The 20,033-nt window shown below is 74.6% G+C and carries 17 protein-coding genes and 2 pseudogenes; 10 read left to right on the forward strand and 9 right to left on the reverse strand.

From position 1 onward, the window contains the following. Positions 1-85 precede the first annotated feature (85 nt). Positions 86-559 carry a DUF3093 domain-containing protein gene (locus Athai_RS17265; RefSeq protein ID WP_203962430.1) on the forward strand — a complete coding sequence of 158 codons (474 nt, stop codon included), beginning with the start codon at positions 86-88 and terminating at the stop codon, positions 557-559. Positions 560-909: 350 nt separating this feature from the next. Here the strand turns inward: Athai_RS17265 and Athai_RS17270 are convergent. Then, positions 910-1,749, reverse strand: a pseudogene (locus tag Athai_RS17270) (hypothetical protein); the annotation flags it as partial. A gap of 214 nt (positions 1,750-1,963) precedes the next feature. Continuing rightward, a complete protein-coding gene (locus Athai_RS17275) occupies positions 1,964-2,263 on the reverse strand; it encodes a DUF4193 domain-containing protein (RefSeq protein WP_203962431.1) in 300 nt (99 codons plus the stop codon). Positions 2,264-2,626: 363 nt separating this feature from the next. Here Athai_RS17275 and Athai_RS17280 point away from each other — a divergent pair, with 363 nt between their 5' ends. Further along, entirely contained in the window at positions 2,627-3,145 is a 519-nt protein-coding gene (locus Athai_RS17280) for a LytR C-terminal domain-containing protein (protein ID WP_203962432.1), read from the forward strand. 33 nt (positions 3,146-3,178) lie between these two features. Here the strand turns inward: Athai_RS17280 and Athai_RS17285 are convergent, their stop codons facing one another. After that, positions 3,179-3,988, reverse strand: a complete 810-nt coding sequence (locus Athai_RS17285; protein WP_203962433.1) for an inositol monophosphatase family protein — start codon at positions 3,986-3,988, stop codon at positions 3,179-3,181. A 340-nt stretch (positions 3,989-4,328) separates the two neighbouring features. On the opposite strand from Athai_RS17285, the pseudogene Athai_RS17290 reads away from it, so the two are divergent. Together Athai_RS17290 and Athai_RS17295 are read left to right on the forward strand one after the other, a co-directional pair. After that, positions 4,329-5,678: pseudogene (locus Athai_RS17290) on the forward strand (RNA polymerase sigma factor); the annotation flags it as partial. Between the two features lie 293 nt (positions 5,679-5,971). Then, the gene (locus Athai_RS17295) at positions 5,972-6,208 is read left to right on the forward strand and encodes a DUF7455 domain-containing protein (RefSeq protein ID WP_203962434.1); all 237 of its coding nucleotides are present in this window, start codon (positions 5,972-5,974) and stop codon (positions 6,206-6,208) included. Positions 6,209-6,284: 76 nt separating this feature from the next. Here the strand turns inward: Athai_RS17295 and Athai_RS17300 are convergent, their stop codons facing one another. Further along, positions 6,285-7,997, reverse strand: coding sequence for a DEAD/DEAH box helicase (locus Athai_RS17300; protein ID WP_203965855.1), 1,713 nt, complete (start codon positions 7,995-7,997; stop codon positions 6,285-6,287). A gap of 320 nt (positions 7,998-8,317) precedes the next feature. Between Athai_RS17300 and Athai_RS17305 the strand changes: the two genes are divergently transcribed. After that, complete coding sequence (locus tag Athai_RS17305; RefSeq protein WP_203962435.1) at positions 8,318-9,664, forward strand: YhjD/YihY/BrkB family envelope integrity protein; 1,347 nt, start codon at positions 8,318-8,320, stop codon at positions 9,662-9,664. 76 nt (positions 9,665-9,740) lie between these two features. On the opposite strand, the gene Athai_RS17310 is transcribed toward Athai_RS17305, so the two are convergent. Beyond that, positions 9,741-9,971, reverse strand: a complete 231-nt coding sequence (locus tag Athai_RS17310) for a DUF3039 domain-containing protein (RefSeq protein WP_203962436.1) — start codon at positions 9,969-9,971, stop codon at positions 9,741-9,743. A 191-nt stretch (positions 9,972-10,162) separates the two neighbouring features. Between Athai_RS17310 and Athai_RS17315 the strand changes: the two genes are divergently transcribed. Continuing rightward, a complete protein-coding gene (locus tag Athai_RS17315) occupies positions 10,163-11,080 on the forward strand; it encodes a pseudouridine-5'-phosphate glycosidase (RefSeq protein WP_203962437.1) in 918 nt (305 codons plus the stop codon). A gap of 127 nt (positions 11,081-11,207) precedes the next feature. Then, a complete protein-coding gene (locus tag Athai_RS17320) occupies positions 11,208-12,083 on the forward strand; it encodes a carbohydrate kinase family protein (protein WP_203965857.1) in 876 nt (291 codons plus the stop codon). A gap of 134 nt (positions 12,084-12,217) precedes the next feature. Here Athai_RS17320 and Athai_RS17325 read toward each other — a convergent pair whose 3' ends face one another. Further along, positions 12,218-12,607 carry a DUF3099 domain-containing protein gene (locus tag Athai_RS17325; protein WP_203962438.1) on the reverse strand — a complete coding sequence of 130 codons (390 nt, stop codon included), beginning with the start codon at positions 12,605-12,607 and terminating at the stop codon, positions 12,218-12,220. 107 nt (positions 12,608-12,714) lie between these two features. On the opposite strand from Athai_RS17325, the gene Athai_RS17330 reads away from it, so the two are divergent. Both Athai_RS17330 and dtd read left to right on the forward strand, forming a co-directional pair. Next, complete coding sequence (locus Athai_RS17330; RefSeq protein WP_239157008.1) at positions 12,715-14,208, forward strand: DUF7782 domain-containing protein; 1,494 nt, start codon at positions 12,715-12,717, stop codon at positions 14,206-14,208. A 33-nt stretch (positions 14,209-14,241) separates the two neighbouring features. Continuing rightward, on the forward strand, positions 14,242-14,676 hold the full coding sequence (dtd, locus tag Athai_RS17335; RefSeq protein ID WP_203962439.1) for a D-aminoacyl-tRNA deacylase: 435 nt from the start codon (positions 14,242-14,244) through the stop codon (positions 14,674-14,676). A 53-nt stretch (positions 14,677-14,729) separates the two neighbouring features. Here dtd and Athai_RS17340 read toward each other — a convergent pair whose 3' ends face one another. Next, positions 14,730-15,686, reverse strand: a complete 957-nt coding sequence (locus Athai_RS17340; RefSeq protein ID WP_203962440.1) for a M56 family metallopeptidase — start codon at positions 15,684-15,686, stop codon at positions 14,730-14,732. A 3-nt stretch (positions 15,687-15,689) separates the two neighbouring features. After that, entirely contained in the window at positions 15,690-16,067 is a 378-nt protein-coding gene (locus tag Athai_RS17345) for a BlaI/MecI/CopY family transcriptional regulator (RefSeq protein WP_203962441.1), read from the reverse strand. A gap of 251 nt (positions 16,068-16,318) precedes the next feature. On the opposite strand from Athai_RS17345, the gene sigB reads away from it, so the two are divergent. Beyond that, positions 16,319-17,302 (forward strand): RNA polymerase sigma factor SigB, encoded by a 984-nt coding sequence (gene sigB, locus Athai_RS17350; protein ID WP_275422486.1) that lies wholly within the window; start codon positions 16,319-16,321, stop codon positions 17,300-17,302. Between the two features lie 21 nt (positions 17,303-17,323). On the opposite strand, the gene Athai_RS17355 is transcribed toward sigB, so the two are convergent. Continuing rightward, the gene (locus tag Athai_RS17355) at positions 17,324-20,032 is read right to left on the reverse strand and encodes a bifunctional acetate--CoA ligase family protein/GNAT family N-acetyltransferase (RefSeq protein ID WP_239157009.1); all 2,709 of its coding nucleotides are present in this window, start codon (positions 20,030-20,032) and stop codon (positions 17,324-17,326) included. Position 20,033 lies beyond the last annotated feature (1 nt).

The following is a 20,033-nucleotide window of genomic DNA, read 5'->3' on the forward strand; positions in this document are numbered from 1 at the left end:
GCGGCGCCGGCCGGGCCGCCGGAATCGACGCGATCGCTGCCCACCAGGTGTCCTCCCGAACTCGACCGCGCCGTAGGCTCGATCCGTGACCGACGAACCTACCGAACCGCGGTACCGGGAACGGTACGCGGTACCGCTCTGGTTCTGGCCGGCCGGGCTGCTGCTCGGCGCGTTGCTCGCCGCGCTGTTCGACGGACCGCTGAGCCGCTACCCCGGCTGGCCCGCCTACGTGGTCGTGCTCGGCCTGGTCGTCGCCGGTCTGTGGTGGTGCGGGCGGATCCGGGTGGCGGTGACCGACACCGAACTCACCATCGACGACGCGCGGTTGCCGCGCTCGGTGATCGCCACGGTCGAGCCGCTCACCCCGGAGGACAAGCGGCGGCTGCTGTCGGTGGACGCGCACCCGCTCGCGTTCGTGATCCAGCGACCGTGGATCCCCGGCGCGGTCCGCATCGTGCTGGACGACCCGGACGACCCCACGCCGTACTGGATCATCAGCTCCCGGCACCCGCACCGGCTGGCCGACGCCCTGCGCCGCACCGCCGACCAGCGGGTCTGACCGCCCGGCACGCCGGGCGCGCCCCGGCCACCACCCGCCGGTCGTGCCCCGGCCAGGGCGCCGAACGCCATGCCGGGCCGCAATCGACGCCTCGCGTTGCCGAGGCCGTGGCGGTCAGCGGCGTGGCCGCGGACCGGCCTCGCCGCCCGGCGGAGCCGGTGGCGGCGGAGTGGGGCCGGCCGGGGGGTACGGGCCGGGCGGAGCCGGGGGTACGGGCCGGGCGGAGCCGGTGGGTGGCCGCCCGGCGGCCGCCATCCTGGAGCCGCAGCGGGCGGCGGCTGACGCCACGGAGCCGCAGCCGGCGGCGGCTGCCGGCTCGGGGGCGGATAGCCGCCCGGCGGCGCCCAGCCGGGCGGCGTCGGCGCCCGGACCGCGCGGCGGGCCAGGTCACGCCGGACCGCGGCACCGACCGCACGGGTGGCCCGGCGGTTCAGCTCGGCGCCCACCGCCGCGCCGGTCAGCAACGGTCCGAGAGTGGTCAGGTTGCGGCCGAAGCGGCGCAGCAGCCGGTCGGCCAGCTCGCGCCGGGCGGCGAGACCCAGCGAGGCGCCGAGGCCGCGGCCGGCGCTGGTCAGCGTGATGCCACGGCGGCCGGCCCAGGAACCGACCAGCGCGATCGCCCCGCTCGGGCCGCGAGGTACCGGGATCCGGTACACCTCGTGCAGCTCACCGATCAGCTTGAGTTCCACCGCCACCACGGCCACCGTCTCGGCGGACAGCAGTACCGGCGCGGTCAGCAGCGTCGGCGGCGCGGTCCACTCGACCGCGGACAGCCCGCCGCCGGCCGCGCCGATCCCGGCGGTCACCCGGCTGGCGTTGCGCACCACCCGTTCGGCGAGCGCCTCACCGTCCAGACCGGGATGATGCCGCTGCAGCGTGGCCAGGTCCCGGACCGGTACGTGCGGAGCGATGTCGAGGACCGTCTCGCCGACCCAGCGCAGCGCGCCGCGGGGCCGGGCCAGCAGCCGCCAGCCGGTCCGGCCGGCCTGCCCGGCGAGCCGGCCGAGCAGCCGCCGGCGCTCGGCCGGCGGCAGGTCGTCGGCGGTCAGGTCGGCGATGGTGGCGGCCAGGTCGTCGTCGGCCGGGTGGCCGCCGGCGGGCAGGTCGGCGACCGAGGCGACCGGGCTGCCGTCGGCGGCGAGCACGTCGCCGGACAGCGCAGGCTCGGCGCGGTCCTCGTCACCGGTCATCAGTGCCACCCGCCCTCGTCTCGGCGCCGCACCGGCAGCCCAGCGCCCCCGGCGCCGCCGGCCCGCGGGCGGGCGGGCCCGTCGCGACCGGCGGCACCGGACACCGGGGAACTGCCGCTTTCACCATGGTGCCCCGGCGTGGTACCCAGTGGCACCACCTCGGGGCACGGTCGGGGCACGGTCCGCCGGCGCCGGGGTCACCCGACGCCAGCGATCATGCCGCGCATTCGACGCAGATCAGCTCCCCGTTCTTCTGGGCGGCGAGCTGGCTGCGGTGATGCACCAGGAAGCACCGCGAGCAGCGGAACTCGTCCTGCTGCATCGGCAGGACCTTGACGGTCAGTTCCTCGTCGGCGAGGTCGGCGCCGGGTAGCTCGAAGCTCTCGGCAACCTCCGCCTCGTCCACGTCGACACTGCCCGACTGCGCGTCCTGCCGACGTGCCTTGAGTTCCTCAAGGCTGTCCTCCCCCAGCTCGACCTCGTCGCGCCGTGGAGCGTCGTAGTCGGTGGCCATCGATTTCACTCTCCCGTTTTCACATCCGTGCGCCCGGTGTAACGCCGCGCGGACCGGTCGCAGTCCCGTACCGCATCCGCTTCCCCCACGGATACCGGTGACCGGTCGTTCGGCCCTCCCCTACAAGCCGAGTGGAAGGAAACGACCCCGCCGGGCCGGGAACCTTACCTTCCCTCTCGGAGAGATGTACGTCCTGCCTCCGTTCGTTGTTCCCGATGTGACCGAGGCGACACACTAAGCTGTCCCGGGGCGAGGTCACACACGCCGCGCCGGACGTCTGTACCGCACGTTCGGCGGGCACACGTTAACCTCTGCGCGAGGCGCGTACGCGGCGCGGCTCGGCGGGCAAATGGGGGGTCGGGGATGAGCCTGTCGCGGGTCCGGTCGCTGGCGATTCTCGGTGCGTTGATGCTCATCGCCGTGGTCGTGGTCACCTGGACCCTGCTCTCGGACAAGCAGAGCAGCCAGGCGGACGGCGGGCGTAGCTGCCCGCCCGGCGCGAAGCCGGCGAACACTGCGATGCCCAAGGAACAGGCGGTCAAACTCAACGTCTACAACTCCACCGACCGCGCCGGGCTGGCCGAGGGCACCTCGACCAAGCTGAAGGCGGTCGGATTCCACGTCGTCTCGGTCAAGCAGGACCCCACCGGTACCGTCGTGCACGGTTCCGCGCAGGTCCGGTTCGGCCGCAAGGCGGTCGGTGCCGCCCAGCTGGTCCGGGCGTACGTGCCGGGCGCCACCATGCAGTACGACCCCGGCCGGGAGAGCGACACCGTCGACCTGGTGCTCGGCGAGAAGTTCCAGGCGATTCGCGGTCCGAGCGACGTGAAGGAGGCCGAGGTCACCCTCGGCGATCCGACCCCGCCGCCCGGCACCTGCTGAGCGGGCCGCGTCCGGGCCGCCCGTGGCCCGTCGTCAGACCTGCTCGATGCCGAGTTCGATCAGCGTGTCGTGCAGGGTGCCGAACAGCTCCGGCGCGGCCGCCAGGACCAGTTCGCGGCCGGCGGGCGCACCGTGCAGCCCGGCGACCCGTACCCCCGCCTCGGCGGCGATCAGCCCGCCGGCGGCGTGGTCCCACGGCTGGATGCCGCGCTCGTAGTACGCGTCGACCCGACCCTCGGCCACCGCGCACAGGTCCAACGCGGCGGCACCGAACCGGCGGATGTCGCGGGCCAGCGGCAGCAGCCCGGCGACCACCTGCGCCTGCCGGGCGCGGCGCTGCCGGTCGTAGGCGAAGCCGGTGGCGACCAGCGCCTGCGCCAGCTCGGTGCGGCGCGGGCCGGTGAGCCGGATGCCGTCCCGGTAGGCTCCGGCGCCGCGGATCGCGGTGTACACCTCGCCGGAGACCGGGTTGCGCACCACCCCGGCGACCACCTCGCCGTTGACCTCGGCGGCCAGCGAGACCGCGTACTGCGGGATGCCGTACAGGTAGTTGACGGTGCCGTCGATCGGGTCGAGGATCCAGCGCACCGTGCCGGCGTCGACGTCGGCGCCGGGGTGGTCGCCGCTCTCCTCGCCCAGGATCGCGTCGCCGGGCCGGGCGGCCAGCAACCCGTCGACGACCAGCCGCTCGGCGGCCTTGTCCGCGGCGGTGACCACGTCGGTGGAGCTGCTCTTGGTGTCGACCTCGGTGATCGCCCGCTCCCGGGTGTCCCGGACCAGGGTGCCGGCCTGGCCGGTCAGGTCGATCGCCAATTCGAGCAGTTGTTGCAGATCCGCCGACACCGGACACCTCCGCGATCTCCGCGGCCGCTGCGCGGCCACTGCTGGTCCGACCGTATCGGCAGCGCCGCCGGCACGTCCCGGCGGTACCGGCACGGACGGTGCGGATCGGGCCGGGGCGCCGCGGGAATGACGAAGAGGATGGCGCGACGAGACGAGCGTTACAATTCACGCCTGCCCCACGTGTGACGTCCCACATAGGGCCGGCTGCGCGTGGCGGCCCGGCCGTGCCTCGCCGGATCGACCGTGCATGTGTCGCCGCTCGGGAAGGTCGTCTGTGACAGAAGCAGAGCACGCAACCGGTCGCGACCCGAACCAGGCCGGGCGAGGCGGGGCCGCGCGGGCCGCTCGCTCCGCCACCCCCGCCGCCCGGGCGGTCGTCGGCAACGCCGCCCTGACCACGGACACCGATCCGCCCAGCCAGCCGCCCGGCGGAGCCGGCGCCGGCGGTGCCGCTGCTCCGCGGGCCGCGGCCAAGGCGCCCGCCCGCAAGCCGGTGAACGGCAGGCGCGCGGTCGACAAGGCCGCCACCGGTAAGGCGACTGGTAAGGCGGCCACCAGCAGGGCGGCCCGCAGCACGGCGGCGACCGGTGAGGCGGCGAGCGGCCCGGCCGGGGCGCCGAAGGCGCCGGCGGCAGCCCGGAAGGGCGCCAAGGCCGGCAGCAAGCCGGAGCCCGCCGCGGGGTCGGGCCCGGCCGAGCCGGGCCACTCCGACTTCGACTGGGACGACGAGGACTCCACCGCACTGCGGCAGGCCCGCAAGGACGCCGAGCTGACCGCGTCCGCCGACTCGGTCCGGGCGTACCTCAAGCAGATCGGCAAGGTGCCGCTGCTCAACGCGGCGCAGGAGGTCGATCTGGCGAAGCGGATCGAGGCCGGGCTGTACGCGGCGGAGCGGCTGCGCTGCGCGACCGACGGCGAGCTGGACACCCAGTCGCTGCGCGACCTGCGCTGGGTGCTCCGGGACGGCGAGCGGGCCAAGGACCACCTGCTGGAGGCGAACCTGCGGCTGGTGGTGAGCCTGGCGAAGCGGTACACCGGCCGCGGCATGGCGTTCCTGGACCTGATCCAGGAGGGCAACCTCGGTCTGATCCGCGCGGTGGAGAAGTTCGACTACACCAAGGGGTACAAGTTCTCGACCTACGCGACCTGGTGGATCCGGCAGGCGATCACCCGGGCGATGGCCGACCAGGCGCGCACGATCCGCATCCCGGTGCACATGGTCGAGGTGATCAACAAGCTCGGCCGGATCCAGCGCGAGCTGCTGCAGGACCTCGGCCGCGAGCCGACGCCGCTGGAGCTGGCCCGGGAGATGGACATCGCGCCGGACAAGGTCGTGGAGATCCAGCAGTACGCGCGGGAGCCGATCTCGCTGGACCAGACCATCGGCGACGAGGGCGACAGCCAGCTCGGTGACTTCATCGAGGACTCCGAGGCCGTGGTGGCGGTGGACGCGGTGTCGTTCTCACTGCTGCAGGACCAGCTGCAGCAGGTGCTGCAGACGCTGTCGGAGCGGGAGGCCGGCGTGGTCCGGCTGCGGTTCGGACTGACCGACGGCCAGCCGCGCACCCTGGACGAGATCGGCCAGGTGTACGGCGTGACCCGGGAGCGGATCCGGCAGATCGAGTCGAAGACGATGTCCAAGCTGCGCCATCCGTCCCGGTCTCAGGTACTTCGGGACTATCTCGACTGACCGTCGGGCGCCAGTCCGTTTTCACTCAGAGCGTAATTCCGTGCCAACGGCCCGTCGAGGGCCGTTCGGAGTCGACGGAACCGGTGCGGGCATGGCAGTCTGGCGGCACGGTCGGCTGTGACATTGCTCCCCGGCCCCGATGCGGGGAACGACCGAGCCGTCGTCCGTGTTGCAGCATGTGTGAAGCAAGCACAGTGCCTGGCAGCCGGTCGGGCATCGAAGGCAGATCGGGGTTTCGGCGCGGCGCAGGCCGTTTCGGAGCCCCGACCGGTGACGAGCAGAGGAGGAGGCGTATGACCCCGACCCTGACCCCGCCGTCCGAGACGGCGGTGCCGCCGGCCGCCGGCGAACAGTGCGACCGGTGTGGCGCAGCAGGCAAGCTCCGGGTGGCCGTCGCTGGCGGCGGTGACCTGGTGTTCTGCGGCCACCACGCGAACAAGTACGCCGAGCAGCTCGTCAAGATCGCCAGCGACGTCTCGGTCGACCCGGAACTCGACTGGCGCGGCACCCCACTGATGAGCGAAAACTAACCCCACGAGGCCATAACGACGACGAAACGCCCCGGGCCGATGGTCCGGGGCGTTTCGCATGTACCGGCGGCGACGGCTACCAGGACCGGATCGCCGCGATGCGCTCCTCCAACTGCTCGACGGTGGCCTGGGCGCTGGGCGGGCCGCCGCACTGGCGGCGCAACTCGGCGTGCACCTGACCGTGCGGTCGCCCGGAACGGTTGTGCTCGGCCGCGACCAGGGCGTTGAGCTGGCGGCGCAGGTGCACCCGGCGCTCCGCGGTACTCATCGGCGCGGACGGCCCGGACGGTGGCGCCGACGGGGCCTTCTGGCCGCGCTGCCGGGCCAGCTGCTCGGCCTGCCGCTTGGACAGCAGCGTCTGCACCTGGTCGGGGGTGAGCAGCCCGGGCAGCCCGAGAAACTCCTCCTCCTCGGGGGTCCCCGCGGCGATCGGGGTGCCGAACGAGGTCCCGTCGTAGATGACCTGGTCCAGCTCGGCGGTGGCGGACAGGTGCTCGACACCGCGCTCCAGCTCGCCGGACGCCTCCTCGGTGCGCTGCGCCTCCGCCAGCGCGTCGTCGTCCCAGCCCTCCTTCTTCGGTGCGCCGAGGATGTGGTCGCGCTCGGCCTCCATCGCGCTGGCCAGCTCCAACAGCGGCGTCACCGAGGGCAGGAACACGTTCGCCGTCTCGCCGGGCCGCCGGGCCCGGACGAACCGGCCGATCGCCTGGGCGAAGAACAGCGGCGTGGACGCGCTCGTCGCGTACACCCCGACGGCCAGCCGCGGGATGTCCACGCCCTCCGACACCATCCGTACCGCGACCATCCAGCGGGCGTCCGAGTCGGCGAACTGGGCGATCCGGCCGCTCGCGCCGTCGTCGTCGGAGAGCACCACGACCGCCGGTTCCCCGGTGATCGTGTGCAGCAGCTTCGCGTACGACCGGGCGGCGTTCTGGTCGGTGGCGATCACCAGGCCGGCCGCGTCGGCCATGCCACCGGCGCGCAGCACCCGCAGCCTGTTGTCGGCGGCCCGCAGCACCTGCGGCATCCACTCGCCCCGCGGGTCCAGCGCGGTGCGCCAGGCCTGCGCGGTCAGGTCCTTGGTCAGCGGCTCGCCGAGCCGCACCGCCAGCTCGTCGCCGGCGTTGGTGCGCCAGCGGGCCTCCCCCGAGTACGCGAGGAACATCACCGGCCGCACCACACCGTCGGCGAGCGCGTCGGAGTAGCCGTACACGCTGTCGGCCGCCGAGCGCAGCAACCCGTCCGGGCCCGGCTCGTAGGACACGAACGGGATCGGGTTGTCGTCGGAGCGAAACGGCGTTCCGGTCAGCGACAGCCGGCGCACCGCCGGCTCGAACGCGCTGCGTACCCCGTCGCCCCAGCTGCGGGCGTCGCCGGCGTGGTGGATCTCGTCCAGGATCACCAGCGTGCGGCGGGTCATGGTGCGCCGCCGGTGCACCGCCGGCGCGACGCCGACCTGGGCGTAGGTCACGGCGGCCCCGTGGAAGTCGCTCGCGGTGTGCACGTCGGAGTTGCGGAAGGCGGCGTCGAGCTGGATGCCGACCCGGGCCGCGGACTGCGCCCACTGGGTCTTCAGGTGCTCGGTCGGAGTGACCACGGTGACCGCCTCGACGGTGCCGTCGGCGAGCAGTTCCGCGGCGATACGCAGCGCGAACGTGGTCTTTCCGGCACCGGGGGTCGCGACCGCGAGGAAGTCCTCCCGCGGGCGCCGCAGGTAGGCCACGAGCGCCTTGCGCTGCCACTCCCGGAGCGCCGGTCCGGCCTCGGTGGACGGTCTTTCCGGCGGCACGATGCACTCCCCCCATTCGAAGATCGGTTCGCCCGCGGTCGGAACCGCCACGGGCGAACCGCTCCTGCACGCGACTGTGCGCCGGTCGCGGCGGGCCAGACCTCGCACCGCACGCGCCCCGGCTGCGCGGCACCGATCCGCGCCGCGGCCCGACGAAAGCCGCGGGCAAGCCTAGCCGGGGTCGCCGACAGGCGTCCGCGACACCCCGGAAGCCGGGGACCTGACGCACACTGGGGAGGGAGACAACGTACCGTCTTGTCGATGGCATCGCGTGCAGCACCCGATGATGCCACCGTCGGGGGTCTGCGCCGGTGGTGGGGATGCCGCGTACGTTCAGACGTCGCGCTTTCGCCGGGATCCGCGCGGGTTTCGCGGTCCTCGGCCGAACGCTCAGCAAGGCCTGGCAGGACCGGATCCTCGGGATGTCCGCGGAGTCCGCGTTCTGGCAGTTGCTGTCGCTCCCGTCGATCCTGATCGCGCTGCTCGGAGCGCTCGGCTACGCGGCCCGCTGGATCGGCCCGGACACCGTCGAGCAGATCCGCGACTGGGGGCTCGACACCGCCGGCAAGGTGCTCAACCAGCGGGTCGTCGACCAGGTCGTGGCGCCGGTGATGAGCCAGATCCTGGAAGAGAACCGTACCGATGTGATCGGGATCGGCACGATCATCGCGCTGTGGTCCGGTTCGTCGGCGACCGCGACGTTCGTCAACACGATCACGATCGCGTACGGGCAGCGGGATCTGCGCGGCGCGGTCCGCAGCCGGCTGGTGGCGCTGCGGCTCTACCTGTTCACGGTGGCCGCCGGGGTGGTCGTGCTGCCGGCGGTGGTGTTCGGCCCCGGCGCGCTGGACCGGCTGTTCTCCGGCAGCTGGCACGCGGTGATCTCCGCCGTCGTGCACGTGCTGTACTGGCCGGTGCTCGGGGTGGTGGTGTTCGCCGGGATCAGCACGTTCTATCACCTGGCCACGCCGATCCGGCTGCGCTGGCGGCGGGCTTTCCCGGGCGCCGCGGTCGCGCTGGTGCTGTTCCTGATCCTGTCCTACGGGCTGCAGGGCTACTTCTCGACGATCGCGAACAACCTGCGGGTCTACTCCACGCTCGCGGCCCCGATCCTGACCCTGATGTACTTCTACGCGCTGGCGTTCGCCATCCTGCTCGGCGCGGAGTTCAACGCGGCGCTGGAGGAACGCTGGCCCCGCGGCACCCGGCAGCGGCCCGGCCAGTGGATCCGGGAGCAGGTGCTCAACCGCCGCGGCGGCGACGAGGACGACGGCGAACGGGACGGCGACGAGGACTCCGGCCGGCCGGGCGGTGCGACCGCCGACCGGCAGCCCGCAGAATCCGCGCCCGCCGAGCCTGACTCCACCGACGACGGGCTGCGAGAGTCCGAGCGCACCGGCCGTCGCGGGTCGGCCGACGATCGCACGCCGACCGGGGATCGTCACCCGGCCGGGGCGAACGAGCACCACTCGACCGGGGAGGACCCGCCCGCCGGGCAGGAACAGCCGGCCGGGGATCGCGCCGCGGAGGGGACTCGGGCGGCTCGCCCGGACCGACCGGCGGCCGGCGGCCGGTCCGTAAACCTGTCGGCGCAGCCGGACGAACCGGGGCGTTCCCGGACCAGGACGAAGGGTCGGGCGGGCGGCCGTCGCCGGGCCGCGTCCTGAACGACCGGACACCGGGCGGGCACGCCCGCCTCGCCCGCGCGGCGACCGGCGGAACCGAGCGAGCCGGGCGGCCGGATCAGCCGGTCATCGACTCGTAGATCTCCTTGCACCGGGGGCACACCGGCGAACCCGGCTTGGGTGACTTGGTCACCGGGAACTTCTCCCCGCACAGGGCGAGGACGAAGGTACCCATCACGGCACTTTCGGCGATCTTGTCCTTCTGCACGTAATGGAACATGTCTGGACCGGTGTCGGTGTCGCTCTCCTGCGGCCGCACCTCGGTCAGCGTGCTCACATCAGCCTCCATGTCGTCCCGGCGCCGGTCGCTGCGCGGCGCCGCCCGGCCATCCGGTCCGGTCCGGGTGTCTCGTCCAGTGTCGCAGGTGGACCCGCGGCGTCGCCAACGCTGGTACGCCCCGGCGCCGGCCCGGCGCGAGCCGGCGCACACTCCGGCCGGTCACCCGGCCCGGCTCACCCGATGCCCCGTACGGTGGCCGCGTGACGTACGAGATCAGCTACGGCGACGAGGTCGCCGACGCGCTGCGGGCCGGCCGGCCGGTGGTGGCCCTGGAAAGCACGATCATCTCGCACGGGCTGCCCCGCCCGGACAACCTGCGAGTGGCTCGCGAGATCGAGCAGCAGGTGCGCGCCGGTGGTGCGGTACCGGCGACGATCGGGATGCTCGGCGGGCGGATCGTCGTCGGCCTGGACGACGCGGGCCTCACCCAGCTGGCCGACCGCGACGACGTGGTGAAGCTGTCGGTGCGCGACCTGGCCCCGGCCGCCGCGGCCGGCGTGCACGGCGCCACCACGGTGGCGGCGACCTCGGCGATCGCCGAGACGGCCGGGATCGCCGTGTTCGCCACCGGCGGGCTGGGCGGCGTGCACCGGGAGGCGCGCGACACCTGGGACGAGTCGGCCGACCTCGTCGCGCTGTCGCGTACCTCGATCTGCGTGGTCAGCGCGGGCGTCAAGTCGATCCTGGACGTACCGGCGACGCTGGAGCGGCTGGAGACGCTGGGCGTGACGGTGCTCGGCTACCGCACCACCCGCTTCCCCGGCTTCTACCTCACCGACTCCGGCCACTCGGTCGACTGGCGGGTCGACACCGCCGAGCAGATCGCCGCCGTGCTCGCCGCCCGCTACGAGCACGGCGTGCACGACGGCGCGGTGCTGGTCACCAACCCGCTGCCGGAGAGCGAGCAGATCGACCCGCAGTTGCACGACCGGGTGCTGCACGAGGCGCTGGACCGGCTCGCCGCGGCCGGCGTGACCGGGCACGACGTCACCCCGTACCTGCTGTCCTACCTGCACGAGCACACCGGCGGGGAGAGCCTCGCGGTCAACGTGCGGATCATCCTGCGCAACGCCGAACTGGCCGCGGCGATCGCGGTGGCCGCCGCCGATGCCGACTGACGACCCGGCGCCGGGACGCCCCGCCGGCCGCACCCGGTACGAGGGCGATCCGGGCCGCGTCGCCACCGGCGGCAGCGGCACCGCCGCTCCGGGCGGCGGGGCGGCCTCGCCGGGGCGGGTGCTGGTGATGGGTGACATCGCCACCGACGTCGTCGCGGTACTGCCGGCGCCGCTCGCCGGCGGCCTGGCACTCGGCACCGACACCGCGGTACGGATCGGGCTGACGCCCGGCGGTTCCGCCGCGAACACGGCGACCTGGCTGGCCGGTACCGGCACCCCGGTGACGCTGATCGGCGCGGTCGGTGCCGACGCGGCCGGCGCCGCGCGGCTGGCCGAGCTGTCCGCCGCCGGGGTACGACCGGCGGTCGCCCGGGTGGCCGCGGCGACCGGCGCGATCGTGGTGCTCAGCGACCCGCAGGAGCGCACCATGCTGTGCGACCGGGGCGCGAACCAGCTGCTGCCGGTCGCACACGCCACCGCGGCGGTACGCGACGCCGGCGACGCCGTGCACCTGCACCTGTCCGCGTACCCGCTGTTCGATCCCGGCTCGGCACCGGCGGCGCTGGCCGCGCTCGACGCCGCGCGGCAGGCCGGGCTGACCGTCAGCGTGGACGCCGCGTCGGCCGGTCCGCTGGCCGCGGCGGGTAGCGCCGCGCACGACTGGCTACGCGGCGCCGACCTGCTGTTCGCCAACCTGGACGAGGCCCGGGTGCTGGTCGGCGACCCGACCGCCGACCCGGCCGACGCCGCTCGGGAGCTGACCGGCCTGGCCCGGTCGGTGGTGGTCAAGCTCGGCGCTGCCGGCGCGATCCGGGCCGACGGCGACCGGCTGCTGCGCGCCGAGGCGGTCCCGGTCGACGCGGTGGACCCGACCGGCGCCGGGGACGCGTTCGCCGCCGGCCTGCTCGCCGCCGAGCTGGCCGGCGCGGATCCGCTCGCCGCGCTGCGGGCCGGTGCCGCGTTGGGCGCCCGCGCGGTGTCCCAGCTCGGCGCCCGCCCCTGACGGCCGGCACTCCCCCGCCGCAGCGACGGCCGAGCGGGATCGCGCCGGGCGGGATCGGCACCGGGCGGGATCGGCACCGGGCAGGATCGGCACCGGGCAGGATCGGCACCAGGCGGGGCCGGCGCCGGTCAAGGTCAGCGCCGGTCGGCGCGCTCGGCGTCGGACGGGTGCTCGTCGGGGTCGAACGTGCGGTGCTCGGCAGTGGGCAGCGCGGCGGGGGCGGCCTGCTCGTCGCCGTTCCGGTTCCGCCGCAGCCGGCCGCGCAGGGTGTGCTCGGTGCGCGGCAGCCGGTCGTTGGCGATGATCACCGCCATCCACGGCAGCAGCACCATGCCCACCACGCACAACGAGGACCAGACACCCCAGAGCGGAACCCGCCAGTAGGCCAGCAGTGCGCCGGTGACCAGGCAAACCACCCGCATCCCCATCATCACCGCGTAGCGGATCTCGCGCGCGTGCAGCTGCTGGTCCTGACTCTTCTCCGCGTCGGTGATCAGCACCGGCCGGGTCGCGGAGCGCTTCACCTGTGCCTCGATTCACCTCGGCGTCCGTCCTTCCCGATCCTCCCACCAACGGCACCGGCCGGCACCCCGACCCCGGCAGCGGGTACGGCGCCGGCAAGGATGGACGGGTGACCGAACCGTTGCTGGGTGCCGACGGCGCCGCCCGCCTGCGGGCCGACCTGATCGCTGCGGACTTCACCGACGCGGGGTTGCGCGCGCGGCTGGACGCCCGTACCGCCGCGGCGGTACGGCGTGGCGAGGCCGCCCGGGTCCGGCGTCGACTGCTCGACGCGGACGATCCGCTGGCGGTGCTGGTGCGGCTGTTCCTCGCCGGTGCGCGGGTGCCGGCGCCGGTCGCGGCGGCGGCGCTGCCGTCGGTGCCGCTCGCCGCCGCGGTCACCGCCGGGCTGCTCGTCGCCGACGGCGACGCGGTGCGCGCCGCGGTGGAGATCCAGCCGTACGGGGACGTCGACGCCGGCGAGCCGTGGTGGATCGTGGCCGACCTGCCGGCCGCGCTGCGGGACGGACCGCTGCCGGCCGACCACGTCCTCGGCGTCGGCGGCGCCTCGACCACGCTGGCGCTCGCCACCCCGCGCACCCCGGTGGCCAGCGCGCTGGACCTGGGTACCGGCTGCGGCGTGCAGGCACTGCACCTGTCCCGGCACGCCGGCGCGGTCACCGGCACCGACATCAGTACCCGCGCGCTGCGGTTCGCGGCGACCACCGCGGCGCTGTCCGGCCAGCGGTTCGAGCTGCTCGCCGGCGATCTGGTCGCGCCGGTCGCGGGACGGCGGTACGACCTGGTGGTGAGCAACCCGCCGTTCATCGTCGGGCCGACCCGACGAGCGCACTACACCTACCGCGACTCCGGGCGGGCCGGGGACGCGGTCTGCGCCGAGCTGATCGCGGCGATGCCGACGCTGCTCACCGATGGCGGCCACGCGCAGTTCCTGGCGAACTGGATCCATCCGGCCGGCGACGACTGGGCGCAGCGGCTGGCCGGGCTGATCGCGCCGACCGGGCTGGACGCCTGGGTGATCCAGCGCGAGGTCAGCACGCCGGAGGAGTACGTGCGGCTCTGGCTCGCCGACACCGGCGAGGCCGGCGACCCGGACCTCGCGGCGGCCGACGACTGGCTGGACTGGTTCGCCGCGGAGGGCATCGAGGCGGTCGGGTTCGGCATCGTGTCGCTGCGGGCCGGTGGCCACGCCGACCCGACGATCCGGATCGAGGACCTGCGGCAGCCGACCGATCCGATCGGCACCCTGGTACCGGAGTGGTTCGCCCGCGCCGACTGGCTGCGCGCGCATCCGGGTCCGGAGCTGCTGGCCGCCCGGCTGCGACCGGCGGCCGGCCTCGCGCTGCACACCGAGTCGCAGCTGACCGACGACGGCTGGACGGCTCGGGTGCGCCGGTTCGCGCTCGACTCCGGAGCCCGCTACGTCGAGGAGACCGACGAACTGGTCGCGGCGCTGGTGGCCGGTTGCCGCGGGCTGCCGCTCGGCGACGTGCTCGATCTGCTCGCCGCCGGGTACGGGCTGGAGCGTGACCCGCTGGTCGCGACCGCCCTGCCGGTGGTCGCCGGCCTGGTGGAACGTGGCATCCTGCTCCCCGCGAGCTGACCGGCGGGGGCCGACCGGAGAACGGAGACATCCATGCGGGCCGTGGTGCAGACGGTGAGCCGGGCCGAGGTGACCGTGGACGGCGAGTCCGTCGGCAAGATCACCGACGGGCTGCTGATCCTGCTCGGCGTCACGCATTCGGACACCGCGCCGGTGGCCGCGAAGCTCGCGGCGAAGGCGTACCGGATGCGGATCATGGACGACGAGCGCTCGGCCGCCGACCTCGCCGCGCCGGTGCTGGTGGTCAGCCAGTTCACGCTCTACGCCGACACCCGGAAGGGGCGCCGGCCGTCCTGGAACGCCGCCGCACCGGCCGAGGCGGCGCAGCCGCTGGTGGACGCGTTCGTCGCGGCGCTGCGGGAGCTCGGCGCGACCGTGGCCACGGGCCGGTTCCAGGCGCACATGCTGGTCGATTCGACCAACGTCGGCCCGCGCACGATCCTGCTGGAGGAGGACGCCCCGGCCTGACCGGCGGCGCCGTCCGCGCCCGGTCGGCGCCGGCACCGGTCAGCCCGCGTTGGTCACAGGGTGGTGGTCAGCAGCGCCGCGGTCGGCAGCACCAGCAGCGTCGCCGCGGCCACGATCAGCAAATAGCGCAGCCGGGCGGAGCGGCGTGGCGGGTCGAGCAGCCGGTCGACCCGGGCCAGTACGGTACCGCCGGCTCCGGTGGCGGCGAGCGCGCCGTCCGGGGTGTGCGACGCCGCCCCGAACCGGGCCAGCGCGCAGGCGAGCACCGTACGGTCGCAGTCGGTGCAGGCGCGGTCGTCGGCGACCATCTCCACCAACCGGTCGACCGCGGTGCGGGAGCGGCGCACGGTCGGCAACCAGGGCAGCGCCTTCGACCAGGCGGCGAACGGCAGCACCACCAAATCGTGCCGCTCGGCCAGGTGGGCGCGTTCGTGGGCGAGCACCGCGGCGAGTTCCTCGTCGTCGAACAGTTCCACCGCGCCGGAGGTCAGCACCACCCGCGGCGTCCCGCCGGGCAGGCAGTACGCGGCCGGGGCCGGGTGGTCGAGCACCAGCGAGTCCCGCTCCGCCGGGTGGCCGGCGGCCGAACCGGTGGCGGGGCCCGGCCGCAGCGGCCGGCCGACCAGGTCGACCATCCGCCGGTGCCGGCCCCGGGCCCGAACGGTGCGCCAGGTCGACAGCGCCAGCACCCCGAGCAGCCGCGCGGTCAGCACCACCGCCACGACCAGCACCAGGGTGTGGAACGGACCGAGCCCGCCGGTCGGGTCACCCGCGACGAGGTGCCCGACGAAGATCCGGAACGCACCGAGCAGCGTGTCGGACAGCGGCGCGACGGCCATCGCGGTCGCGGCGCCCAGCACGGCCAGCCCGGCCGAGAGCCCGACCGCCTGCCAGAGCACCAGCGTGGCCCGCGGCTCGGCGGCCGACCAGCGGGCCCGCGGCAACAGGTGCGAGACCGGGCCGAGCAGGGCAACGGCGAGCAGCGTCAGCGCGACCACGGTCAGCGTCATGGCTCAACCGTCTCGCGCCGCGGAGCGACGTCGCAAGGCCTCGACCAGAGATGCCGCCAACTGTTCCGCCTCACCGGCGCTGACCTGCTCGGCGAACGAGGCGAGCGCCGCGGTGCGGTCCTCGGCGGTGGCCAGCGCCTCGTACATCAGCGCGGCGGCGTGCTGCTCGCGCGTCGCGGTCGGCCGGTACCGGTGGGCCCGGCCGTCGCGGTCGCGCGAGACGAGGTCCTTGCGCTCCAGCCGGGACAGGACGGTGAGCACCGTGGTCGCGGCGAGATCCCGGTCGGGCAGCGCCGTCACGATGTCACGCGCGGTGCACGAATCGGGCGCCGACCACAGCACCTCCATCACCGCCCGCTCCAGCTCACCGAGCCGAGCCATTCCGGGTCCCCTTTCCGCCGGCGGGTACGAGGATCATTCTACGCACCGTAGAAAGATCGTGCGTCAGCCGGGGCCGGCCCCGCCGCGGCACGGGCCGCGTGACGCGGGTTGCGCGGGCATGGTGCGATTGCCGTGCCGACTCCGTCCGCGACCTCACACGGATCTCACGTCCGCCTCACCGTGGTTTCACGCCACCGCCGGGACCCTGGAAGAGCAGAACCAGGCACACCGACACGGGGAGGCGAAAACCGGTGGCCCTTCCGCTGGCCGAGGAGTCCGAGACCATCTGGAGCAACAGCACACCGGACCGCTCGGCGGACCGCGGCACCACCGGCGATCTGGTCCGGGCCTATCTGAACGGCATCGGCCGCACCCGGCTGCTCACCGCGGCCGAGGAGGTCGAGCTGGCCAAGCAGATCGAGGCCGGCCTGTTCGCCGAGGAGAAGCTCCACAACGGCCCGCTCGACGACGCCGACCTGCGCGCCGACCTGGTCACCATCGTGGCCGAGGGGCGCGCGGCGAAGAGGCGGCTGCTGTCGGCGAACCTGCGGCTGGTGGTGTCGATCGCCAAGCGCTACACCGGCCGCGGGATGCCGTTCCTCGACCTGATCCAGGAGGGCAACCTCGGCCTGATCCGGGCCGCGGAGAAGTTCGACTACACCAAGGGCTTCAAGTTCTCGACCTACGCGACCTGGTGGATCCGGCAGGCGATCACCCGCTCGATGGCCGACCAGGCCCGCACCATCCGCATCCCGGTGCACATGGTCGAGCAGGTCAACCGGATGGTCCGGGCCCGGCGCGAGCTGACCGCCTCGCTCGGCCGCGAACCCAGCCACGACGAGATCGCCGCCGAGCTGGACATCACCCCGTTCCAGGTGCTGGAGCTCGCGTCGTACGACCGGGACCCGGTCAGCCTCGACCAGACCGTCGGCGAGGACGGCGAGTCCACCCTCGGTGACTTCCTCTGCCGCACCGAGGACGTCACCGACGACGACACCGTGTCCTACAGCCTGCTGCGGCACACCATGGAGCGGGTGATCGGCACGCTGACCGACCGCGAGCGCACCGTCATCCGGCTGCGGTACGGGCTGGACGACGGCCGCCAGCGCACCCTCGACGAGGTGGGCCACGAGTTCGGGCTGTCCCGGGAGCGGATCCGCCAGATCGAGAAGCACACCCTGATCAAGCTGCGCGAGCCGGGCACCGCCGAGCTGCTCCGCGAGTACGTGTCCTGACCGGCGCCGGCGCCGGTCTCGTCAGCGCAGCCGGCGCGGGCCGGTGTCGGGTCGGGAGCCGGGCGGCCCGACGTGCACGGTGGCGTGCAGGGTGGCCACCCCGTCGGCGCCGGCGAGCACCGGATTGAGCTGCACGGTGCGGACCTCGGGCTGTTCGTCGGCCAGCAGCCCGAGCCGGACCAGCAGGTCGGTGAGCGCGCCGAGGTCGGCGTCGGTGCCCTGGGCGGGCAGCGGGTCGTCCGGCGACACCGGCCGACCGAACAGCAGCGGCGCCGCGAGCGGCGCCCGGACCAGCGCCTCGGCGTCCGAGGTGGACAGCGGCGCGGCCCGCCAGGCGTGGTCACCGAACAGGTCGGTGGCCACGCCGGCCAGCCCGAAACCGACGACCGGCCCGAACGCCGGATCCTCCACCAGGTCCACCACGCAGGCCACGCCCGGCGCCCGCATCCGCTGCACCACCACCGCGATGTCGGCGCCGAACCGGGCGGCCATGTCGGCGTAGGCGCGACGGACGTCGCCCGCGTCGGACAGCTCCAGCCGGACCCCGCCGAGGTCGAGCCGGTGCCGCAGCGGCCCCTCCGCCATCTTCAACGCGACCGGGTAGCCGAGCCGGTCGGCCGCGGCGATGGCGCGGCCGGCGTCGGTGGCGCGGATCGACGGCTCGACCGCGATGCCGTACCGGGCGAGGATCGGCGCGGCCGCCTCGTCCGGCAGCGCGACCCCGGCCGGCTGCTCGGCCAGCGCCGCGGCGATCAGCCGGCGGGCCGCGGCCGGGTCGGTGTCGGGCAGTACCGGAACCCGGCCGGCCGGTTGCCGCCGCCACTGCGCGTACCGGGCGACCCGGGCCAGCGCCCGCACCGCCTCCTCGACCGAGTCGTACGCCGGGACCGTGCCGGGGCCGGGGCCGCCGTCCGGGCCGGGGCGTACCAGCTTGGCCTGGGCCGGTTCGCCGGCGGTGGCGCGGCCGGCGGTGGCCGCGACGTCGCCGGCGACGAACGTGGCGACGACCGGCTTGCTGCCGCCGGCGGTCTCGGCGACCAGGACCTCGGCGTAGGCGGCGGAGGGCACCGCGAGCGGTGGGACGAACACCGCGACGAGCGCGTCGATGTCGCCGTCGGCGACGGCGCGGCGCAGCGCGGTGGCGAACTGGTGCGCGGTGGCCGACGGGCCGACGTCGACCGGGTAGCCGGCCGGTACGGTCAGGCCGGCGGCGGCGAGCGCCTCGACGGCGAGGACGCCCAGGGCGGTGGAGTTGCCGACCACGCCGACCCGCCGGCCGCCGGGCAGCGGCTGGTGCGCGAGCAGCAGCCCGACGTCGAACAGCTCGGGCACGGTGTCGACCCGGATCACGCCGGAGCGGGCGAACAGCGCCTCGACCGAACGCTCGTCCGGTGCCGGGCCGACTCCGGCCAGTGCGGGCGGCCGGGCCCGGCCGGCGACGGCCACCACCGGTTTGCGCCGGGCCAACCGGCGGGCCAGCCGGGCGAACTTGCGCGGGTTGCCGAACGTCTCCAGGTAGAGCAGCACGAGGTCGGTGGCCGGGTCGTCCAACCAGTACTGCAGCAGGTCGTTGCCGGACACGTCGGCCCGGTTGCCGGCGGACACGAAGCTGGACAGGCCGAGCCGGCGGCGGTGCGCCTCGGCCAGCAGGGCCACGCCGAGCGCACCGGACTGGCAGAAGAAGCCGGCCCGGCCGCGGTCCGGCAGCGCCGGCGCGAGTGTCGCGTTGAGCCGCAGCTCGGCGTCGGTGTTGGCGATCCCGAGGCAGTTGGGGCCGACGATGCGCATCCCGTTGGCGCGCGCCGCGGTCACCAGGTCGCGCTGCCGGGCGAGGCCCGCGGCGCCCTGTTCGCCGAACCCGGCCGAGACGATGACCAGCGCGTACACCCCGGCGTTCGCGCAGTCGGCGACGACCGCGGGGACCGCCTCGGCGGGTACCGCGACCAGCGCCAGGTCGATCGGTCCGGGCGCCGCCGCCACCGACGGGTAGGCACGCAACCCGCGGACGGTCTTCGCGGTGGGGTGGATCGGCACGATGGTGCCGGTGTAGCCGCCGGCGGTCAGGTTGCGCAGCAGGGTGTGCCCGATGGTGCCGGGCCGGGTGCTCGCGCCGACCACCGCCACCGTGCGCGGGGTCAGCAGCCGGCGGATCGCGGCGGCCTCGGTGCGCCGTTCCCGGTCCCGGGCCACCTCGACGGAGCGGTCGGTCGGCGCGATCTCGAACGTCAGGTGCACGACGCCGTCGGCGTAGCTGCGGTCCACCGTGTACCCGGCGTCGGAGAACACCCGCAGCATGGTGCCGTTCTCCGGCAGCACCTCGGCGACGAACCGGGCGATGTGTTCCTGCCGGGCGGCGGCGGTCAGGTGCTCCAGCAGTACCGAACCCAGGCCGCGGCCCTGGTGCGCGTCCTCGACGACGAACGCCACCTCGGCCTCGTCGGCGTCGATCCGCTCGTACCGGCCGACCGCGATCAGTTCGCCGCCGAGCTCGGCGACGAACGCCTCCCGGTCGTGGTGGTCGACGGTGGTGAAGCGGCGCAGGTCGCGTTCCGGGATCCGCGGGTACGGGGAGAAGTAGCGCAGGTAGCGGGTGCGTTCGGAGAACCGGGAGTGCATCGCGACGATGCGCGGCGCGTCGTCGGGGCGGATCGGGCGCAGGTGCACGGTGCCGCCGTCGGCGAGCGCCACGTCGGCGGCGCGGTCGGCCGGGTAGTCGTCGGCGGCCGGCACG

It is taken from the genome of Actinocatenispora thailandica, from assembly GCF_016865425.1.
Taxonomy (GTDB): Bacteria; Actinomycetota; Actinomycetes; order Mycobacteriales; family Micromonosporaceae; genus Actinocatenispora; species Actinocatenispora thailandica.

Coding starts and splice junctions, on each gene's coding strand:
- Athai_RS17295 (WP_203962434.1), top strand. CDS start 5,972: ATGACCCCGACCCTGACCCCGCCGTCCGAGACGGCGGTGCCGCCGGCC.
- Athai_RS17340 (WP_203962440.1), bottom strand. CDS start 15,686: ATGACGCTGACCGTGGTCGCGCTGACGCTGCTCGCCGTTGCCCTGCTC.
- Athai_RS17345 (WP_203962441.1), bottom strand. CDS start 16,067: ATGGCTCGGCTCGGTGAGCTGGAGCGGGCGGTGATGGAGGTGCTGTGG.
- Athai_RS17320 (WP_203965857.1), top strand. CDS start 11,208: ATGGGTGACATCGCCACCGACGTCGTCGCGGTACTGCCGGCGCCGCTC.
- Athai_RS17275 (WP_203962431.1), bottom strand. CDS start 2,263: ATGGCCACCGACTACGACGCTCCACGGCGCGACGAGGTCGAGCTGGGG.
- Athai_RS17310 (WP_203962436.1), bottom strand. CDS start 9,971: ATGGAGGCTGATGTGAGCACGCTGACCGAGGTGCGGCCGCAGGAGAGC.
- Athai_RS17305 (WP_203962435.1), top strand. CDS start 8,318: ATGCCGCGTACGTTCAGACGTCGCGCTTTCGCCGGGATCCGCGCGGGT.
- dtd (WP_203962439.1), top strand. CDS start 14,242: ATGCGGGCCGTGGTGCAGACGGTGAGCCGGGCCGAGGTGACCGTGGAC.
- Athai_RS17280 (WP_203962432.1), top strand. CDS start 2,627: ATGAGCCTGTCGCGGGTCCGGTCGCTGGCGATTCTCGGTGCGTTGATG.